The organism is Chitinophaga sp., from assembly GCF_036566945.1.
Taxonomy (GTDB): domain Bacteria; phylum Bacteroidota; class Bacteroidia; order Chitinophagales; family Chitinophagaceae; genus Chitinophaga.
Genome location: NZ_DATCVJ010000388.1, coordinates 1 through 19,910, shown reverse-complemented (window position 1 = coordinate 19,910; position 19,910 = coordinate 1). Strand labels below are relative to the sequence as shown.

At 46.7% G+C, this 19,910-nt stretch carries 13 protein-coding genes; 7 read left to right on the top strand and 6 right to left on the bottom strand.

The window, feature by feature from the left end:
* Positions 1-161: 161 nt before the first annotated feature.
* The 5 genes from VIP81_RS11470 to VIP81_RS11450 all read right to left on the bottom strand — a co-directional run bounded on the left by VIP81_RS11470 (position 162) and on the right by VIP81_RS11450 (position 9,445).
* Entirely contained in the window at positions 162-1,733 is a 1,572-nt protein-coding gene (locus VIP81_RS11470) for a RagB/SusD family nutrient uptake outer membrane protein (RefSeq protein ID WP_331960123.1), read from the bottom strand.
* 26 nt (positions 1,734-1,759) lie between these two features.
* Positions 1,760-4,915: a TonB-dependent receptor gene (locus tag VIP81_RS11465; protein WP_331960120.1), complete on the bottom strand. Its 3,156-nt coding sequence runs from the start codon at positions 4,913-4,915 to the stop codon at positions 1,760-1,762.
* A gap of 1,084 nt (positions 4,916-5,999) precedes the next feature.
* The gene (locus VIP81_RS11460; RefSeq protein ID WP_331960117.1) at positions 6,000-6,743 is read right to left on the bottom strand and encodes a glycosyltransferase family 2 protein; all 744 of its coding nucleotides are present in this window, start codon (positions 6,741-6,743) and stop codon (positions 6,000-6,002) included.
* 140 nt (positions 6,744-6,883) lie between these two features.
* Positions 6,884-8,551: a lectin gene (locus VIP81_RS11455; RefSeq protein ID WP_331960114.1), complete on the bottom strand. Its 1,668-nt coding sequence runs from the start codon at positions 8,549-8,551 to the stop codon at positions 6,884-6,886.
* 231 nt (positions 8,552-8,782) lie between these two features.
* Positions 8,783-9,445 (bottom strand): HAD family hydrolase, encoded by a 663-nt coding sequence (locus tag VIP81_RS11450; RefSeq protein ID WP_331960111.1) that lies wholly within the window; start codon positions 9,443-9,445, stop codon positions 8,783-8,785.
* A 70-nt stretch (positions 9,446-9,515) separates the two neighbouring features.
* On the opposite strand from VIP81_RS11450, the gene VIP81_RS11445 reads away from it, so the two are divergent.
* Together VIP81_RS11445 and VIP81_RS11440 are read left to right on the top strand one after the other, a co-directional pair.
* Entirely contained in the window at positions 9,516-10,574 is a 1,059-nt protein-coding gene (locus VIP81_RS11445; RefSeq protein ID WP_331960108.1) for a serine hydrolase domain-containing protein, read from the top strand.
* A 31-nt stretch (positions 10,575-10,605) separates the two neighbouring features.
* On the top strand, positions 10,606-11,763 hold the full coding sequence (locus VIP81_RS11440) for a GDSL-type esterase/lipase family protein (protein ID WP_331960105.1): 1,158 nt from the start codon (positions 10,606-10,608) through the stop codon (positions 11,761-11,763).
* Positions 11,764-11,976: 213 nt separating this feature from the next.
* Here VIP81_RS11440 and VIP81_RS11435 read toward each other — a convergent pair whose 3' ends face one another.
* Positions 11,977-12,855, bottom strand: coding sequence for an AraC family transcriptional regulator (locus VIP81_RS11435; protein WP_331960102.1), 879 nt, complete (start codon positions 12,853-12,855; stop codon positions 11,977-11,979).
* Positions 12,856-13,013: 158 nt separating this feature from the next.
* Here VIP81_RS11435 and VIP81_RS11430 point away from each other — a divergent pair, with 158 nt between their 5' ends.
* The 5 genes from VIP81_RS11430 to VIP81_RS11410 all read left to right on the top strand — a co-directional run.
* Entirely contained in the window at positions 13,014-13,784 is a 771-nt protein-coding gene (locus VIP81_RS11430; RefSeq protein WP_331960099.1) for an SDR family oxidoreductase, read from the top strand.
* 17 nt (positions 13,785-13,801) lie between these two features.
* The gene (locus VIP81_RS11425) at positions 13,802-15,139 is read left to right on the top strand and encodes an alpha-L-fucosidase (protein ID WP_331960096.1); all 1,338 of its coding nucleotides are present in this window, start codon (positions 13,802-13,804) and stop codon (positions 15,137-15,139) included.
* A complete protein-coding gene (locus tag VIP81_RS11420) occupies positions 15,136-16,377 on the top strand; it encodes an enolase C-terminal domain-like protein (protein ID WP_331960093.1) in 1,242 nt (413 codons plus the stop codon). The genes VIP81_RS11425 and VIP81_RS11420 overlap by 4 nt, the downstream gene beginning before the upstream one ends.
* A complete protein-coding gene (locus VIP81_RS11415; RefSeq protein ID WP_331960090.1) occupies positions 16,374-18,008 on the top strand; it encodes a sodium:solute symporter in 1,635 nt (544 codons plus the stop codon). The genes VIP81_RS11420 and VIP81_RS11415 overlap by 4 nt, the downstream gene beginning before the upstream one ends.
* Positions 18,009-18,021: 13 nt before the next feature.
* A partial coding sequence (locus VIP81_RS11410; protein ID WP_331960087.1) for a glycosyl hydrolase family 95 catalytic domain-containing protein occupies positions 18,022-19,910 on the top strand: 1,889 nt, incomplete at its 3' end.

The window sequence follows — 19,910 nt, the reverse complement described above, 5'->3', positions numbered from 1 at the left end:
TTATACACAGCTTAATATCAACTTATCACTGTAACAACAACAACATTTTTACTAACAGTAAAAGGCTCAATAACCTTCTAACCTAAATTAAGTAAGAGGTTATTGAGCCTTTTTGGCAAGAGTTGTGCAACAGCCACTTTTTTTGGTCAGCCCCTGCAAATTTAGTAGCCCTCGTTCTGCGGTTTCAGATTGGGATTGTTTTTCATTTCAAATATGGGTAGTGGGTACAGCAGGTGTTTTTGCTGCAATGCCTGACCGGAATTTTTGTTGACATGGCCAACAAAAGCATCGAACCCGTTGGTGTCTTCGTTGTATACTTTCCGGGTGCGGAGCATATCAAACCAAACAATGCCTTCGTAGCAGAATTCGTGTACGCGTTCCCGCCATACGGCATTTTCAAAATCGCCCTGGGCAAGGCCGGATAATGGATCAAGGCCGGCGCGGAAACGGATCGCATTCAGTGCGGTATAAGCAGCTGTATTAGCGGTTCCGTCAGCACGGTTCTGTGCTTCTGCATAGATCAGCAGCACTTCAGCATAGCGGATTTGCGGTACATTCAGGTTACTATGTTTAGTACCATCTTTACCTGGTTTGCCATGGTCGTCTACATCGAAGTGTTTGAAGATATAGGGAGCGCCCAATGGGAAAACGGCGCCGCTGCCATTTTCAAAATAGGAGGTATAGAAAAACTGTTGCTCATCGGTACGTTTATCTTTTGGTTCAAATTTTTTATAAGAATTATAAAAAGATAAAGTAGGCATGGAGCTACCAACGCCACTACCTACCGCAGAGATGTTTTTAGGCAGGGAGTTGTTGGGCAGCATGATGGATTGTAATGGATTTTCTTCTACGCCGGTCAGGTATTGCACCTGGAACAGGTGTTCCAGTTTGTTGTTCATAGCAGTGCTGTGGAGATCGGCATAGGTAGTGAACAGTGCAATTTCGCCGGGATGGGCGTTGGAATAATCGATTACTTCTTTGGCTTTATCGGCCGCCAGTTTATAGTAAGCAGCTCCTTTATTGAGCGGAAAACCGGCCATGGTGAGGTACACTTTTGCCAGTTGCGCCTTTACTGCAGCTAATCCTACGCGGCCATTGGCGTTGGTCCAGGCTAATCCGGCTGCTTCAGCGTCTTTCAAATCCTGTACAATAAGGTTGTACACATCTTCTGCTTTAGCGCGGCTGGGGCTGAAATCTTCTGATTGCGGTGTTTGTGGTTTCAGGATCAATGGCACGTCGCCCCATAATCTTACGGCATAGAAATAAGCCCAGGCGCGGAGAAAATGTGCTTCTCCCAATACTCTTTTCTTTTGCGCTTCATCCATGGGATTGATGCCGGGTACCTTATCCAGCACGAGATTGTCTTCAGCGATCTGCCGATAGAGTTCTTTCCACCATTGGCCAATGTGCAGGTTATCCCCGTTGTAAACTAATCCAAGCAGGTTGTTGAGATCAGAGTTTTGTGCGGTACCGGTGGTGATGGTGCCGGTGGGTGCATCGAGCAACTGGAAATTATTGGAAAAAATACCGGCGCCGTAACCTACGAGTCTTGTGCGTGCATATGCTGCGTAAATGGCGGCATCAGCGTGTTCGGGAAGGGTAAAGTAACTATCCGGGCTAAGATTGGAAGGATCTGCTTCATCCAGGAATTTTGTACATCCCGTGCTCATGCCCAGCATCATGGCGCTGCCCAGCATCCACAATCCTATTTTATTGATGATATTTCTTTTCATAACTAGTTTTTTGTTGACTGAAAAAATTAGAATGCCACGTTTAATCCCAGGATGTAAGTAGTTGGTTTGGGATAATCGAAGAAGGTTTGACCTTGTGCGAAGGCATTGGTGTAAGTAGTAACTTCCGGATCATTACCACTGAATTTGGTTTTCAGGAAGAAGTTCTGCACGGAAGTATATATTCTCAGCCGGCTAAGGTGTAATTTTTCGATAACGGAGTTATTGAAAGTATATCCCAGCAGGATGTTTTTACCACGGATAAAAGAACCATCTTCCACCCAGCGGGTGTCTACGTTTGTTACATAACCGGCAGCAGGGTTTCTTGGCGCGGCGATCATGGTGTTCTGATGTTCCGGTGTCCAGTAGTCGAGTACAGACGCAAAGCTATTGGCTAAGCCGGTACGGTCTTCCCCTGAGTGATGCGTCATGTTCAGTACATCGTTACCAAAGGTATATTGGAGTTCAATGGTGAGATCGAGACTTTTGTATTTGAAGGTATTGATAAAACCACCCCATCCTTTAGGGTTACCGTTACCGATAATCATACGGTCGGCATCTGTAATGGCATGGTCGCCATTTACGTCCAGGTATTTGATATCGCCTGGCAGGATGGGCTTACCACCGCGGTAGTCTTTAAATTTGGCGGCTTCGGCGGCTTCTGAGGTACTCCAGGTACCCAGGCGTACAAGTCCCCAGAACGAACCAACGGGTTCGCCTACACGAATAATGTTGGTTTGGTTGGTAAAGTTTGGTCCGCCTATACCGAATATATCAGCAGGTGTAGCGAGTGACAGTACTTTGTTCCTATTGAAGGAGATGTTGAAGATAGTGTTCCAGGAGAAATCTTTTTTGTCCAGGATCAGGGCATTGAGGCCCAGTTCCAGTCCTTTGTTTTCCATGGTACCAGCGTTTTTGGTAATGGTGTTATAACCGCTGGTAGTAGGCACTGGTGCATCGAGCAACATATCGCTGGTTTTGCGGTAGTAGAGATCTGCTTCCAGGTTGAGCCTGTTTTTGAGGAATCCTATTTCCACGCCGAAATCATACTGGGCTGTTTTTTCCCATTTCAGGTCGGGGTTGGCCAGTCGGTTGGTACCAACGCCCTGTACTTTAGTACCGCCGATGACAGCTGCGTAGTCGCTGTTAGCGGCCAGTGTAGCCAGTGATTTATAGGGGTCCAGTTCTGAGTTACCGGTAACGCCGAAACTGGTGCGTAGTTTAAGATTGGATAATACGCGGCTGTCTTTCAGGAAAGGTTCTTCCGTTGCTCTCCATGCCAGTGCGGCAGAAGGGAACATAGCATATTTATGGTTGGCACCAAAACGGGAAGAACCATCGGCGCGGCCTGTTAAAGTAAACAGGTAGCGTTCCTTGTAAGCATAGTTAAACCTGGCAAAATAGGAGTTGAATGCATAGCGGCGGCGGCGTGAATCTACGCCACTGGCCGGGATATTGGAACCTGCCCCCAGTTTGTTTTCCTCAAAATAATCTGTGGAGAAATTTTCTGCACGGGCATTAAATCCAAATACATTGTTTTCCTGCCAGGACAATCCCAACAATCCGGTAAAGGAGTGGTTCTTTACCTTTTTGTTGTAGGTAAGATAGTTTTCGAACGACCAGAATGATTCGCGTTGGTTGTCCAGGATAGCAATACCACCTTGTGAAGCGGAGATGTCGAGGAGAGATCTGCCCATGTATTCCTGACGGCCGCGGGTAACCACGTTGGTACCGAGTACACTGCGCAATTCCAGGCCTTTAGCCAGGCTGATAGTAGCATAGGCGTTACCCAGCAGGTTTTGCGTATTCAGGATGTACTTTCTGTCTGTGAGGATCTGCACAGGGTTGGAACCACCTTCAGCGCCCGGATATACTTTGTTGTTAGACCAGGTGCCATCTTCAAATTTAATAGGCAGAAAGGGAAGTCCTTCGGTGATCATACGTACAGAGTTCAATCCGCCGGTGCCAATGTCCACCAGATTTTCTTCCTGGTTGTTATAGCTGATAGAGCCGCCTACTTTCAGCCATTCTTTTACTTTGGAATCGATGGTGAAGCGGGCGGAGTAGCGTTTGAGGTAAGAGTTTAATAACAGGCCATTATCGTCCAGGTAGCCGAGGAATAAGCCATATTGTGTATCGGCATTACCGCCGGTGAATCCGAGCTGGTGACTTTGTGTTAATTTGTTTTGAACGGATTCTTTCAGCCAGTCGGTGTCATAGAGTGGATTACCATCTTTGTCGAACAGTCTGGTGTCTTTTCTTTTCAGGGCAGGATTTCTGGCTACATAATCGCCGGCGGCCCAGCCTGCGGGATCATACGTTTGCGCATTTTTCCAGGCCAGATCTTCTACAGCCAGGTATTCTTTTGCATTGAGCATTTCTACACGATGCGGACCAATTTCATTTTTACCGAGATAGGTGTCATACGTTACGCGGCCACCTACTGCGGTGCCATGTTTGGTGGTGATGATCACCACACCGTTGGCACCTCTGGCGCCATAGATAGCGGTGGCAGAAGCGTCTTTCAGTACATCGATTGATTCTATATCGTTACCGTTAATGAAGTCGATAGCATTGCTGTTCTGTTCCTGCGATCCTACTGGCAGGGCCACACCATCTACTACATACAATGGGTTGTTAGTCGTGTTAATGGAGCTGAAACCACGTACGCGTACATTTGTTTGTCCGCCCGGGCGACCAGAGTTAGTATTAATCTGCACACCGGGGATACGTCCGCTGAGTGCCTGATTCACGGAAGGAGCGGGTCTTTCCTGCAGCGTGGCTGCTTTAACAGATGCCACGGCGCCGGTGAGGTCGGATCTGCGTTGCGTACCATAACCCACCACTACAACGTCCTGCAGTGACTTAACGTCTGTAGCAAGTGCCGCATTTACGATGGTGCTGTTGCCTACTGATTTCTCCTGCGGGTTATATCCAACAAACGAAAAAACGAGGATGGAATTATTACCGGGTACCTGCAGGGAATAAGTACCATCGGTGCCGGATTGTGTGCCGGAGGAAGTACCTTTTATTTGCACGGTTACACCGGGGAGGGGAGAATTGTCGCGGGCGTCAAATACCCTGCCGGTGATCTTTTTGTCCTGAGAGAAGGCCATCAGTGTCATTAGCAGCAGCAATGCACTTGGTAGGCCTGTTCGCATCAGAAAAGTCAAATTTCTGTTCATACGTTTTGGATTTTTTGGTTTATTAAAATGGGGGCTTTGTTTCTTTGCCATACAAAGCCCATTATCTTTCCGGCGATGGAAAAATTCAGTTGATGAATAGGTAGGATGTACCTGCCAGGAATGTAATGGCATGCAGATAGCCTGTCCGGATAATCTGCATTTTCCGGATGATCAGCTATATGCTGCCTTGTATTGATAACTTCGTGTGTACGGTAACGTTAGTATACAGCAACAGGTATCCCGTGCCCGGTTGCCATAGGCACCGGTGAGGTGTTAATGTTATATTTATTACCCGGCCTGAGAAAATTATTCCAGGCTTTTGATCACAGCAATAGTTTATCGATTTTTCCTGCAGTGGCCAGTACAGCCGGTAAAAGCGCTAGGTGTCATGTAGCTTTTGTCGCAAAAGCGCGTTGGTCATAATTTTGGTTTTATAAAGGGATGATATGCAAAAACGATTTTTCAAAAAAAGCATATTTATCCTGCTGTAGCGCTGCAGCCACCACTATACAAATGCAACACCTCTTTTATACAGTAGCATAAAAATTGAGTACAGGCCTGCATTTGCAGGCAGTTGAAAATGGGAACACCGGTATAAAATGGAATCAGCTACACATTTATAATCTTTCTGAAAAGACCATGTTATACATGTTCTTTCATAGCTCTGCTACAGAGATATGAATGTTTTTGGCCGGCAACAACAGATATGATGAATGGCTGCCCCTGGCGATAGGTTTATAGGTTTAATAAATTTGATACTTCATACGTGAAACTGATATTAACCGGAAAAAACTTAATCTCCGGAAATGTGCTAGATAATCGATTTAGCAGATTAACCATGCTTTGTTTTCAAGTGAACGTGCGAATCCATTATTTAAGTGAACAAATTAGATGTAAAGGCGGTATTTTTGGTTCTTCTACAATTACCCGCATAGTAAAAGTATAAATATTTCCAGATAACTAAAACGTTTTTGCATTTTATTTGCAGGTTGATGCAATTTTATCCTATAAAGACAATTTTTAATTCAGATATAGCAATTTTAGCTTCAGCTTTTCAGGATATAAATCAGCGGCCAGTATGGGATTAACTTTCGGAACGGCGCATCTTTGTTTTGTAATGCTTGATCATTAACCGCGCATACGTCCACCAGCCCAAACGCTGGCGAATCAGTTTTAATTTATCGTTTTCAAATACCTGGTCTTTGGTGAAAAAGGAGAAACCGGATAAATTATAACGCACGATACTGATTTCGTAATGTTGCTTCCTGAAACGGGGATCACCCCATACCGCCATATTCAGGGCGTAGTCCGCGTTTACTTTGTAACGGACATCGTATATATATTTTTCAAAAACAGCTTTCGGGTAAATAATAGACTGATGATTGATACACCATTTTGCCAGGCGGTAGGAGCTGAAACTGCCCTGCATCAGGGTGTAAGGTACTTCTGCTCTATCGGCGTACCAGTCACTGTTGCCATAATACACGGTGTGGTCGTCCTGTAAATGTGCGAGCAACTGGCTGAAGTCCGGCAACAAACGGTCATCTGCGCCGAGGAAATGGATCCATTTGCCACGGGCCATACCGATCCCTTTGTTCATGGCATCATAAATACCTTTATCCGGTTCGCTCACCCAGTTGAGTAACGGAAGACCGGAAGCTTTTACAATGGCCATGGTGTCGTCTGTGCTGGCACCATCTACCAACACGACTTCTATATTTTTTGCTGATTGTGTTTTAATAGATTGCAGGCATTCCCCGATATAAAAAGACGCATTGTACGTAGCAATGATAATACTCACTAACACATCCCCGGATTGGTCGTTCATTTGGTCTCCATTTTTAGCCGGGCCAAAATTACTGATATTTGGGTATTCTTTTATTTGATTATTCAGATAATTTATCGCAAGATCTCTTCAACTTATCGCTGTGATATCTGAATAATCAAATAAAAGAAACCTCTTGTTTTTTACTGATTTACCCGGAACTTCTCGGTAGCGCCGGCAGTAGTATGGGTGCAGGTCATGGGCTGTGTACCGCTTTCGCTGGACACGAATTTGCCGTTAACACCTTTCAGAGAAATGGTGCCATCGCTATTGCTGATCCAGTCGAATTGCTCCCAGCCACCAATTGCCGTGCGGTTACAGGTAATAGCCTGGGTCCCGTTTTCAGAGGACACATATTTGCCGCCGTTTTGCAGGGCAATTTTACCGTTGCCGGCATTTACCACTACAAACTGTTCCCAGGGGCCTACCGCAGTACGGTTGGCATTCATGGCCTGTAAAGCATTTTCACTGCATACATACAGGTTGTTGGAGCTTTTCAGCGTAATGGTTTGGCCAATAGGCGCGCCGCCGGTGCCACCACCTACAATAGGTTGTGTAGGGCGCGTAGCAGTGAGGCCAATCAATCCTTTTAACATCTTGCCACCATCGCCGGTGAGGCGCAGGTAATAGTCTGCGGAGCAAGCCACGCCGTCTTCATCCAGCGTGACGAAGTTGGAACCTGCCGGGATGAAACCTGCACTCTCTGCGGTTTTAGCGATCTGGTTACCTTCATTGTACTCGTCAAACATGGAGATGTAAATGCCCTGCGCACCTACTCTGACCATATTGTAAAACTGCCGCCACATGAAATCACCATGTGCGCGCTGATGCTCCTGCAAATCGCCCGGTAAAATACAAGGCTGATAATCGATGCCATTCGTGTTACAATAAGCCTGATCCGGTGTGTTCACATTTGTGTAGAAATTATCTACGTCATTTACATTGCCGATGCGACCCACCATCCAGGGCGAAATCATATTGAACGCCTTGTAGGTGTTCAGGAAACCGGGTCTGGAATCATCACTTTCCGTACGCCAGTGAGTAGGAACCCCACCAATGACGTAACAGCCCTGGTTTTTAAACCAGTTGATCACATCCAGGCATACCGCCGCCGACCAGGTATGGTTGTTATCATTAAAGCCGAAGCCCCAGATACATACCACCGGCTTGCCATTCTGCTTTGCGTACGCAGAAGAGGAGGTGTAAGCAGACATTTTGTTGGTCCAGTCGGTTTTTACCTCCGACTGCATGTTGGTCCAGCCGCTTACATCATACATAATGTAGAATTTGCGGCCATACGTTTCTGCGGCCGTTTTCACTTTCGCCGTAATGGCATCCCGCACAGGACCTTCGGTACCATTGGGGTTGAAGCGCTGCAGTGCGGCCGCATCAATACCGTTTTGCTGCATCCAGAGAAAATGAGTGTTTACTGTCTGGTCAGTGAACGAAGAAAATAGCTTCGCCGGCGATCCATTATTCAGATTTGCCCAGGCAGTTTGATAGGTACTGCTGTAATCCCGCACATCCGGCCAGGATTTAATACCATTGTTGGTAGAAGAAGGAGACGCCCCCCAGTTTTGTGTCCAATGCCACCAGGCATTAATAGGGGAACCATCGCCATTGGCGGCAAACCAGCCCTGGTAGCCTACCGTTACCTTACCGACTACATCGCCGACAGGAGAGCCTAATGCACTAATGGAAGACTTTTTGCCATCAGCGAGCGACTGTAAAGATGTGGCAGCCTCTTTTTTAGAGCAGCCAACAGACAAGGCAACAAGGGTTGCGAATAGTAGATGCAACTTGTTTTTCATGTGTGGAAAATTGATGTTTAGGAATTACTATTGGATTTTCATGTCAGATGTGAATGAATAAATACTCGTGGAAGGATCATCGGATCTTCAGTACAAGGTTTTCTTTTGAACAATGCCGGGCTACGGGTAAAAACGTGGAAACTTCCTGCAAGTAAGCAGAGGGGCACTAACGAATGCCTTAATAAAGGGCTAATAAAGTAATTAGGGCAAGATAATTTTAGGGGAGATGCATCATTTTTTTTCCGGACCTTCCGAAAAGGCCGTTGTCAGGTCGGCTACTGTATTAAATATATAGTCGGGTGCGGCGGCGTTGAGTTCCTCCGTACTACCGTAACCGTAGCCTACACCAATGCAGGCAATATCATTTTTCTTTGCACCAATGATATCGTGCTTACGGTCGCCCACCATGATGGTATGCTCTGCCGCCAGATTTTCTTTCGTAAGCAGGTATTTGATCAGTTCTCCTTTGTCGGCCCGGGTGCCATCCAGCTCGCTGCCATAAACAGCGGTAAAATAGGGAAGCAGGTTAAAATGGCGGATCACTACGTCTGCAAAAATCTGCGGCTTGGAGGTCGCCACAAATAAACGACGTCCCTGCGCTAACAGAGTGGTCAGCAGTTCCGGAATACCTTCGTAACGCTCATTTTCGTAAATACCCGTTACTTTGAAGTATTCCCGATAGGCGGCTACCGCTTCCCAGGCCTGCGCTTCGGTAAAGGAATAATATTCCATGAAAGACTGCTGCAGTGGCGGTCCGATAAAAGGAATCAGCCGGGACAGATCGTTTTCAATAATGCCCGCTTTCGCCAACGCATATTGCACCGATTTGGTAATTCCGGTTTTTGGATCGGTTAATGTACCATCCAGGTCGAAAAGAACGTTATTATATTTCATTTGGGCCGCAATTTAGTTGAAAAAGAGAATGTTGATAGCGTTACGTTTAATTATTTATTAGTTTACACACATGAGATCGAACCTACACTGTTATTTGTTATGTTGCTTTGCGGCCATACTGCTGGCCAGCTGTACTAAATCTGAATCCAAAACCGTCATTGCACCGTCCTATAATGATGTCGACAAGGTATTGACGGACGCGGCAACCAATCAATTTGGTGGTAAATGTTATGGGATTATCCAGGTAGATGGGAAAACAGTCTACGCCAAAGGATTTGGCGGGTATGATGGCAGTACACGCCAACTGATAGCCTCCTGCTCCAAATGGTTGTCGGCTGCTGTAGTGATGAGCCTCGTCGATGAAGGCAAGATAAAGTTAACAGACAGCGTGGGTAAATTCCTGCCCATCTTCACCACCTATCATAAAGGAGGCATCACCATCGCGCAACTATTCTCGCATACTTCGGGATTTCCGGGTAGTTCTACCCAGGGGTACGAGTCCAATGTGCTGATCACCCTCCAGGCAGCGGCGGATGGCATCGCAAAAAATGTAGCGTTACAATATACGCCCGGTTCCACTTTCTATTATGGTGGTGTGAGTATGCAGGTAGCAGGCCGTATTTGTGAAGTGGCGTCTGGGAAAGACTGGAAAACACTGGCGGACGAAAAGCTGTTTACACCCTGTGGTATGACCAGCACCGGCTTCGGTTTAACTGCCAACCCTCAGATTGGTGGAGGCGCCAGCAGCACACCGGATGATTATATGCGTTTCCTCTATATGATCATGAATAAAGGAGTAGCGGCCAACGGTACCCGGGTACTAAGTGAAGCGGCGGTTGCTGCGATGGAACAACCCCAAACAAATAGCACTACTACTTTTGCCTATTCTCCTTACCCGTTGTCATTGCTCAGCAGCAAAGGCATTTATGGCATCGGAAACTGGCGGGATGTAACCGGCCCCGGCGACGCATTGATAGAAAACAGCAGCCCTGGTTTATTTGGCAGCCATCCATGGATAAACCGCAATAAAAAAATAACAGGTATTATATTTACATTTATCGCTGACAATGGTTACTTAACCACTATGCCCACCTGTATCAAAATCAGGGAACTTGCAAGAAATAAGTAACATAAGATGGAATGTAAAAGGGATCGCTACTATGATGAGAAAATTTGTATGGCTGCTACTGAGTGTAGCCATGACCGTTACGGCACAGGCACAAACGCAATTTATTACCTGGTATGGTCAACCGGACAATGCATGGTATCATGTTCAATCGGATAAAAAAGCCACGGTGACCTTTCTCGGAGGATCTATCACCAACATGGAAGGCTGGCGCGGCAAAGTGTGTGATTATCTTTCTGCTACTTATCCCGGTACGGCTTTTCGCTTTATCAATGCCGGCATTCCTTCTTTAGGCAGCTTGCCACATTCCTTCCGGTTTAAAAAAGATGTATTGGATAAGGGTACCACCGATTTGTTGTTTATAGAAGCGGCAGTGAATGACCATGTAAATGGTACCAACGAACAAACACAGCGCAGAGCCATGGAAGGCATTATCCGGCATGCACTCCGCGCTAATCCGCAGGTCAATATTGTGCTGATGGCATTTGTGGACGAAGATAAAATAGCCGACTACAACGCCGGTAAAGTACCGCTGGAAGTACAGGTACATGAAGACCTCGCAAAGAAATACCATCTTCCCTTTATCAACCTGGCCAAAGAAGTAACCACCCGCATCGGTGCGCACGAGTTTACCTGGAAAGAAGATTTCAAAGATTTACATCCGTCCCCCTTTGGACAAAATATTTATTTTAATGCCATCAAAAATTTGCTGGACAGTGCTTTCAGCAGACCGGTTCCCAAACACCTTGTATCAGCAAAGTTACCCGCTCCGGCAGATCCGATGAATTATGAAAACGGCGCCTATGGTGATATACATACCGCCAAAGCATTAAATGGTTTCTCTTTAATGGAATCATGGGAACCTTCGGATAAGGTGGGCACCCGCGAAGGCTTTGTGAAAGTACCTATGCTGGTATCCGATAAAGCACACGCCAGTCTGGAGTTCCCCTTCACCGGCCGTACTGTTGGGATCAGTATTGTATCCGGTCCGGATGCTGGTGTCATTAATTATAGCATTGATAACGGTCCCGTACAAACGAAAGACTTACATACACAGTGGAGTAAAAGTCTTTACCTGCCCTGGTATCTGATCCTGGGCGATAATTTAACACCTGGTAAACATGTGCTGAAAATAACGACCGGCGAGGCTGCACAAGGTACGCGGATCGTATATTTTTTGGTGAACGCGTAGAGGAGAGCGAGTTTTTGTCTTGGGACAGGATTATACTGATTTTGATGATTTTCACGATTTTGTTTTTACAGGATTAAAAAAGATTAGCGAAGATGAATAACATATGATGTTCATCTTCGCTAATCTTTTTTAATCTTATTAATCTTTAAAATAAAAATCGTGAAAATCATCAAAATCAGTATAATCCTGTCCTAAGACAAAAACTCGTACCAATCAACCCAACTGTGAAACATCTTTTTTATACTCCCTCGGTGTTTTCCCTTTTATTTTTTTGAAGAAGCGGTTAAAGTGGGTGGTGTTATTATACCCGCATTTAACAGATAGCTCCATCATCGACATTTCCTTTTCCTGTAACAGTCTGCAGGCGTAGCCAATTCTTAATTCATTCACAAAATGGGTAAACGATTTTTGTGTTCTGCTTTTGAAGAAGCGGCAAAAGGAATGTACGTTGATACCCGCTATCGCTGCTATTTCTGACAGGGGGATGTCTCTTTTGAAATGCTTGAAAATAAATTTGAAGATATCATCCATCCTGGACTGATCTTTATCACTATACAGGTTAACATAGTTGGTGCCCGCCAGCAGCCTGTATTCTTTGGTGGTCATCATTTTTTGTAACAGCGTGATAAAACTAATGGTTTGCTGCAGGTCTTGCTCCTGCAGCATTTGCTGCATCAAGGCCAGTATTTCTGCTTTGGCGTTGCCATAAAACTGTATGCCGCGTTGCGACTTTTTTAACCAGGCTTTTACGTTGCTGATATTACCAAAAGGTCCGAGATGCTCCAGCAATAAATCAGGTGATACATACATGGCAATGGACCTGGCCTGTAGCTTATCTTTTCCTTCAAAATATTTTTGCTCATTATGCCATACATGCGGCGTACCGGAGCCCACAAAAATCAGTTCCCCGCTTTCAAAATATTCTACGTTGTCGCCAATGATGCGGCGGCCGGCACTCTCCACTACATATACCAGCTGGCATTCATCATGAAAATGAAATTCCGTGGAAAAGTAAGGCTGCGTAATTTCCTTTACCAGGTATACACGCTGTTCAAGGGCTTTGTCGCCCGGTATGGCAAAAAGTGGCTTCATATTATCAGGCTAAAATAGGGAAAATGATTAATAAAGTCAAAATAGTGCTGATTTAAGTCAATTTAACCGGGATGACATACCTTATCCATGATTACTTTTGAAATCAGGTGCCAAACGAACTTGTATTTCACGTACATTTTTCCACGGAAATAATTTGAATGATGATACTGAAGAATAAAATAGTGCTGATCACGGGTGGTGCTTCCGGCATAGGAGCTGCCTGTGCCTTGAATTATGCGGCAGAAGGAGCGATCGTAGCGGTGATCGACAGAGATGCTACCGCATTGCAGGCATTAAAAACACAACTGGGGGCATCACACCTGTTGCTGACGGCCGATTTGCTGGACAGCGCAGCGATAAAAACTGCCATCGACACCGTATTACAAACCTATGGGCGACTGGATGCTATCCATAACAACGCTGGAATTGCCAGTCCTGCCAAACCATTACACGACACAACAGAAGAAGAATGGGAGCTGCTGATGAATGTAAACATCCGCGGCATTTATTATACCACCCGCCACGGCATTGCGGCATTGAAAGCTTCCAGGGGTTGTATCCTGAATACCAGTAGTATGGTGGGAGACATGGGACAGGAAAATCATGCGGCTTATGCCGGCAGTAAAGGTGCGGTTAACGGACTCACCAAAGCCATGGCGCTGGACTATGCGCCCGATGGCATCCGCGTAAATGCGGTAGCGCCGGCAGGTGTGTGGACACCGATGCTGCGTGAGTGGAATAAAGCACAGCCAGATCCCGCCCGCATGGAACAATACCTGGACCATATTCACGCACTGGGCTATTGCCCGGAAGCGACAGAAATTGCCAGCGTATGTGCGTTCCTGTTATCTGATAATGCCCGCTTTGTTACCGGTTGTATTATGCCGGTAAGTGGAGGCGCCGAACTAGGTTATAAACGTACACTATAAATAAATCTCCAGGAATAATGAAACGTATTGCCACATTATGTTTACTGCTGTTGGCACTCAACGGCTACAGCCAGACCAATGCCGAGTTGGATCCAAAAATACTCACCAGCAAAGCGGTGATGAATCAGTTTATGGATCTGCGCTTTGGCATGTTTATCCACTGGGGGCCCGTAACCCTGCGTGGTACCGAAATAGGCTGGTCGCGCCACCACCAGGTGCCTGCCACAGATTACGACACGCTGTACAAAGTATTTAATCCAATCAATTTTAACGCAGATGAATGGGTGAAAACCGCCAGCGATGCAGGTATGAAATACCTGACCATCACTGCCAAACATCACGACGGATTCTGTTTATGGCCATCTGCCTATACAGATTATAATATCATGGCTACCCCCTTTAAAAAAGATGTGGTAGGACTGCTGGCCAAAGCCTGCAAAAAATATCATATTAAATTCTGCATTTACTATTCTGTGCTGGACTGGTACCAGGAAAATTATCCGCTGGATAATTCTACCGATCCAAAGTTGGCGGATAAACGAAAAAAACCAGATATGGAAAAGTACGTGGTGTACATGAAAAATCAGTTGAAAGAACTGGTGAAGAATTACGATCCGTATATGCTCTGGTTTGACGGTCCCTGGGAAGCTCCCTGGACAAAAGCCATGGGACTGGATATGTACACTTATCTGAAAACATTGAAAAAAGACCTGATCATCAACAACCGTTTAGGTAAATCTTTTTCAGGCATTGATGCAGATGGTACGGCTAAATTCCTCGGTGATTATGATACACCGGAACAACGCATAGGAAGCCTGAATATGCAAACACCCTGGGAAACCTGTATGACGATCTGTGAACAATGGTCCTGGAAGCCAAACGATAAAATGAAATCTTTGCAAACATGCATCCAAACACTGGCGAAAGTGGCCGGTGGTAATGGTAACCTTTTGTTCAACGTTGGTCCGCGCTCAGATGGTGCTATAGAACCTGCTCAGGTAGCCCGTTTGAAGGACATGGGCAGCTGGCTGAAACAGTATGGAACGGCCATTTATAATACCCATGGCGGTCCGTATAACCCGAACGATACTTTTGCTACCACCCGCAGTGGTAAAAAGATTTACCTGCATGTGTTTAAACCGGTAACGACATTAACAATACCGGAAATGCCAGGTGTAAAAATAAACAAAGCCTATATCATGAAAGGCGCAACTGTAGCGTTGATGCAAACCAACGGACAAATTACGCTCACATTGCCGGCTGTTTTACCAGATCCTAATGATACCGTGATTGTACTGGAAACAGATAAATCTACGATCGACATTGCTCCTATAAAAAACGAAGAGAAAAAATGATTAAGAAAATAATAGTGAAAGATGCCCGGTTCCCCTTGTCAGGTGGAGCCGGTAGTGATGCCATCCATCAGAACCCCGTATACTCGTACACGGTAGCCTGTCTCTACGACGATAAAGGTAATTGCGGTACCGGCCTGGCTTTTACGCTGGGCGCCGGCAATGAGCTGGTATGTGCAGCAGCGCGGTTTTATGGAGAGCAGCTGATCGGTAAAGATCTCCATGAAGTGATGGCTACTTTCGGCGATTGGTTTAAGCAGCGTTCCGATGAGCAGCAGTTCCGCTGGCTGGGCCCTCACAAAGGAGTCGTGCATCTGGCGCTGGCGGCGGTCACCAATGCCTGCTATGATCTGTGGGCGAAACAACAACAGGTGCCTTTGTGGAAACTCTTGCTGGACCTGAGTCCTGAGCAACTGGTGAATACACTGGATTTGTCTTACCTGGAAGAAATATTACCCCGTGAAGAAGCATTGCGTATGCTCACCGAAATGCAGCCCTCCCGTGCATCGCGCGAAGGTATTTTGCAACAGGGGTATCCGGCGTACGATACGTCAGCGGGTTGGTTTAACTACTCCGATGATCAGCTGGAAACCAACTGTAAACGGGCGCTCGATAATGGTTTCAGTGCATTGAAACTGAAAGTGGGTGCAAAAGACCCGGAAACGGATATACGAAGAGCACATATTGTAAGAAATACGGTTGGGGATAAGATCAAGGTAATGGTGGATGCCAATCAGCAATGGAATCTCCCGCAGGCATTGGCTATTGGCAAAAGACTGGCAGATATTAATCCTTACTGGATAGAAGAGCCTACACATCCTGATGATGTACTGGCCCATAAAACATTGGCGGAGGCGTTGAATCCGGTGAAGCTGGCATTGGGAGAACATGTACCCAATAAGGTGATTTTTAAAAATTACCTGGAAACCCGTTGCGCTGGTTTTATACAGGTAGATGCTGTGAGGGTAGGAGGTGTCAGCGAATTTTTGACGGTGAGCCTTTTGTGTAAAAAGTATGGCGTGCCCGTAGTACCACATGTGGGAGATATGGGACAGCTGCATCAGCACCTGGTGTTATTCAATCATATTGGCATGGGACATGAAGCATTATTCCTGGAGCATATTCCTCACCTGCGTGCGCATTTTACCCATCCTGCACAGATAACAGGCGGATTTTATCGTACTCCTGAAACACCGGGCAGCAGTTGTGATCTGCTGGCCATTAATTCTTTCGCCGGATGATTTCTACCACAGATACCGTCATAAGCATTTGTTATGTAGCCTTTATTGTGCTGCTGGGATTCTGGGCCGGATGGTCCGGAAAGAAGAGCAGCAGTGCTGCAGGGGAATATTTCCTTGCAGGGAAGTCGCTGCGCTGGCCTATGATAGGCATGGCTTTGTTTGCCACCAATATTTCCTGTCTGCATCTGGTAAGTCTTGCTCAAAGTGGTTTTGACACGGGGTTGCTGGCAGGTAACTTCGAATGGATGGCGGCGTTTACCCTGATCCTGCTGGCGCTTTTCTTTATACCGTTTTACATACGATCGGGGGTGGCTACATTGCCGGATTTCCTGGAGCGACGGTATAACCGCGCCTGCCGCGACTGGCTGGCGATTGTGTCTGTTGTGTCAGCAATTGTGATCCACATTGCCTTTTCTTTTCTGGCCGGTGGCATTGTGCTGGAAACCTTGTTCGGCATTAATATGTTCACCAGCATTATCCTGATAGCGGTGGTAACCGGCGCCTACACCATTGTGGGGGGATTACGTGCGGTAGTAGTAACGGAGTCTGTGCAAACAGTGGTGCTGTTGTCGGGTGCCGTGATCATTACGCTGCTGTCGTGGTGGAAGGTAGGCGGCTGGCAACCAGTCGTGGATGTCTTGCAGCAGCATCAGGAGCTGGACAAATTATCGATGCTGCATCCGGCGGGTGATCCGAATGGACTGCCCTGGTATGCCATATTCCTCGGGTACCCGGTTATTGGAATCTGGTATTGGTGTGCCGATCAAACCATTGTACAACGTGTGCTGGGTGCAAAAGATGAAAATCATGCCCGTACCGGTGCGTTGTTCTGTGGATTTATAAAAGTGCTGCCGGTATTTATTTTCATTTTGCCAGGGTTGCTGGCGTATGTGCTGTACAAACAGGGGGCACTGGACCTGAGTGCGTTGCAGCAGGCCGATGGCAAGCTGCATACAAAGGGTATTTATTCCCTGATGATTACCAAACTGGTGCCTCCGGGACTGGTGGGCGTTTTGGTGGCAGCGCTGTTGTCGGGCTTAATGAGCCAGATCTCCGGTGCGCTCAATTCTATCGCTACATTGGTGAGCTATGATTTGTACAAAAGATATCAGCCGGAGGCGACAGATAAACAGCTGGTGAAAACAGGCCGTATTGCGGCCGTTTTAGCGCTGTTTCTGTCCATTGGACTCTTACCCTTACTGAACCGGTACGAGAGCCTTTTTAACGGCATTAACGACGTAATATCACATATTGCGCCACCTATCACTTGTGTGTTTCTGCTGGGAGTGTTCTGGAAAAAGGCATCTTCCAAAGCCGCACAGTATACTTTGTGGTTGGGTTCCGCGCTGGGCGCGCTGGTATATTTTACCGGCAAGGTATATCCTGAAGGACCTTTGAGTCACACGCCACCATTGATGGTTGCTTTTTACCTGTTTGTCGTTTGTGTAATATTGCAGGTGGTGTTGTCCTTTGCTTATCCGATGCAGCATACCGCTGAAAGCAAGGTGCTCTACTGGGAAAGTCCATTGGCACCGCTACGCGCAAAAGGCTGGCCGGGGTTGGCAAACTATAAAGTATTGTCCGGTGTGTTACTGGCCGTAATGGCTGTATTGTACTGGGTCTTCAGATAATAATATCCACGTTATGTATAAATTATTTAGCGTACTATTTTTACTCGGGTCTTTCCAGGTAAGCCGCGCGCAATCAGCCGGAGAACCGTTGCAGCCCGCGGCTATTGCAGCCAAACATGCGATTGTTTACAATAAGCCCGCGCCTGATTTTTTTGAGGGCGCCTTATTGGGCAACGGCGGCATAGGTGTGGTGGTAACCACCCGTCCGGATGCCGTGGTGCTTTATTTCGGGCATAATAATGTGTGGGATATTCGTATTGCGGAAAACAACCGCGAGGCGCTGCACGATTTCAATTATGTGTTTAATAAAGTAAAAGATATTCCGGACCTCGACAAGGATACCTGGTATGAGGGATATAAGAAGACGGCGGTGGAGAACTACCGGCAGCCGTATCCAAGGCCTTTCCCCTGCGGATCGCTGGTGCTGGGTTTTGACCGCAGAACAGCCGAGTTGATTGGTCATACCCTGGATATTTCCACGGGTATCTGCCGTGTACAGTTTTTACTGGCAGATAAAAAGAAGGTCTTCCTGGAACTCTTTACCAATATGCAAACCGATCAGCTGCAAATGCAACTGACCGATGTCGCCGGTAAGCCAGTCCCTAATATTTTCAGCCGGGTAAAAATGCTGGCAGATCCTTCTACGCCCGCAGAGTTTCCGAAATATACTTCGGTAACAGATCTGGCTGCCGGTATTATTTCTTTTCGGCAGATATTACCTTCAGAGGAGCCTAAGAAATATAATCCGGAAACAGGTGCGCCTAAGGACAAGGCATTTCGTTTAGCCGTACAGGTGAATGCCCCTTTGTCAAAGAAGTCACGTATTAACTGGAGCGGCAACCAGGAAGAGATGGCGCCGCTGGAAGCAGCTTTGACAGCCAGTCAAAGCTTTCAGGCGATCGTAACTTTACAGGAAGGATTAAATTCCGTTGTTAGCAAAGAGATGCCTGCATTGCCGGCGCCTTCTGCCAAAGCCTATCAGCAGGCAGCGGCGCAAAGTCAGCAGGTATGGTCGGACTACTGGAAGAAGTCAGCCGTAAAACTGGGAGATGATTTCCTGGAAGAAACCTGGTACCGCAATCTTTATTTCCTGAACTGCGCAGCCAAAGAAGGCGTTACCTGCCCAGGACTGTTTGCTAACTGGAGCTATAACAAAATAGGTACCGCCTGGCATGGCGACTATCACATGAACTACAATACGCAGCAACCATTCTGGGGAACTTTCTCCAGCAATCACACCGAGAAAAATCTGCCGTATGTACAACTGATAGAAGCGCTGATGCCGGTGAGCAGGAAATGGGCACAGGAGTATTATCATCTCCCGGGTGCTTATTTTCCGCATTCCGCCTTTCCGGTAGAAATGACCATGAACCCTTATCCCTCACCTGATTGGGGCTGGGAAGTATGTGAAACGCCCTGGGCCGTGCAGGGACTCTGGTGGCATTATATTTATTCCGGCGATACCGCATTTCTCCGCAACAGGGCCTATGAGCCCATCAAAGCAGCGGTGCAATTCCTGGTCGCTTATATGAAAAGACCGGATGCACATGGTGGTTCCCGCTGGAAAGATGACCGCTACCATATTTTCCCAACGGTGCCGCCGGAATTGTATGGATTAAGAACCGGGTTTAAATATAACTACGATTGTACAGTAGACCTTACCCTCACCAAATTTATTTTCAGGGCTTTTGAACAGGCCACCGTTGCCATGGGTACTAACGTGCAGGAACAAACGTTGCTGGCAGATATCAAAGATATACTGGCGCATTATCCTGCATATCCTACGGCGATGTCTGAAAAGTACGGAAAGGTATTAGTGTCTGTTCCGGAAGAACATGACCAGGTAGTGTATAACCTGCCCAATCCACTGGTGACAGTATTTCCCGGAGAAGAGCATGGACT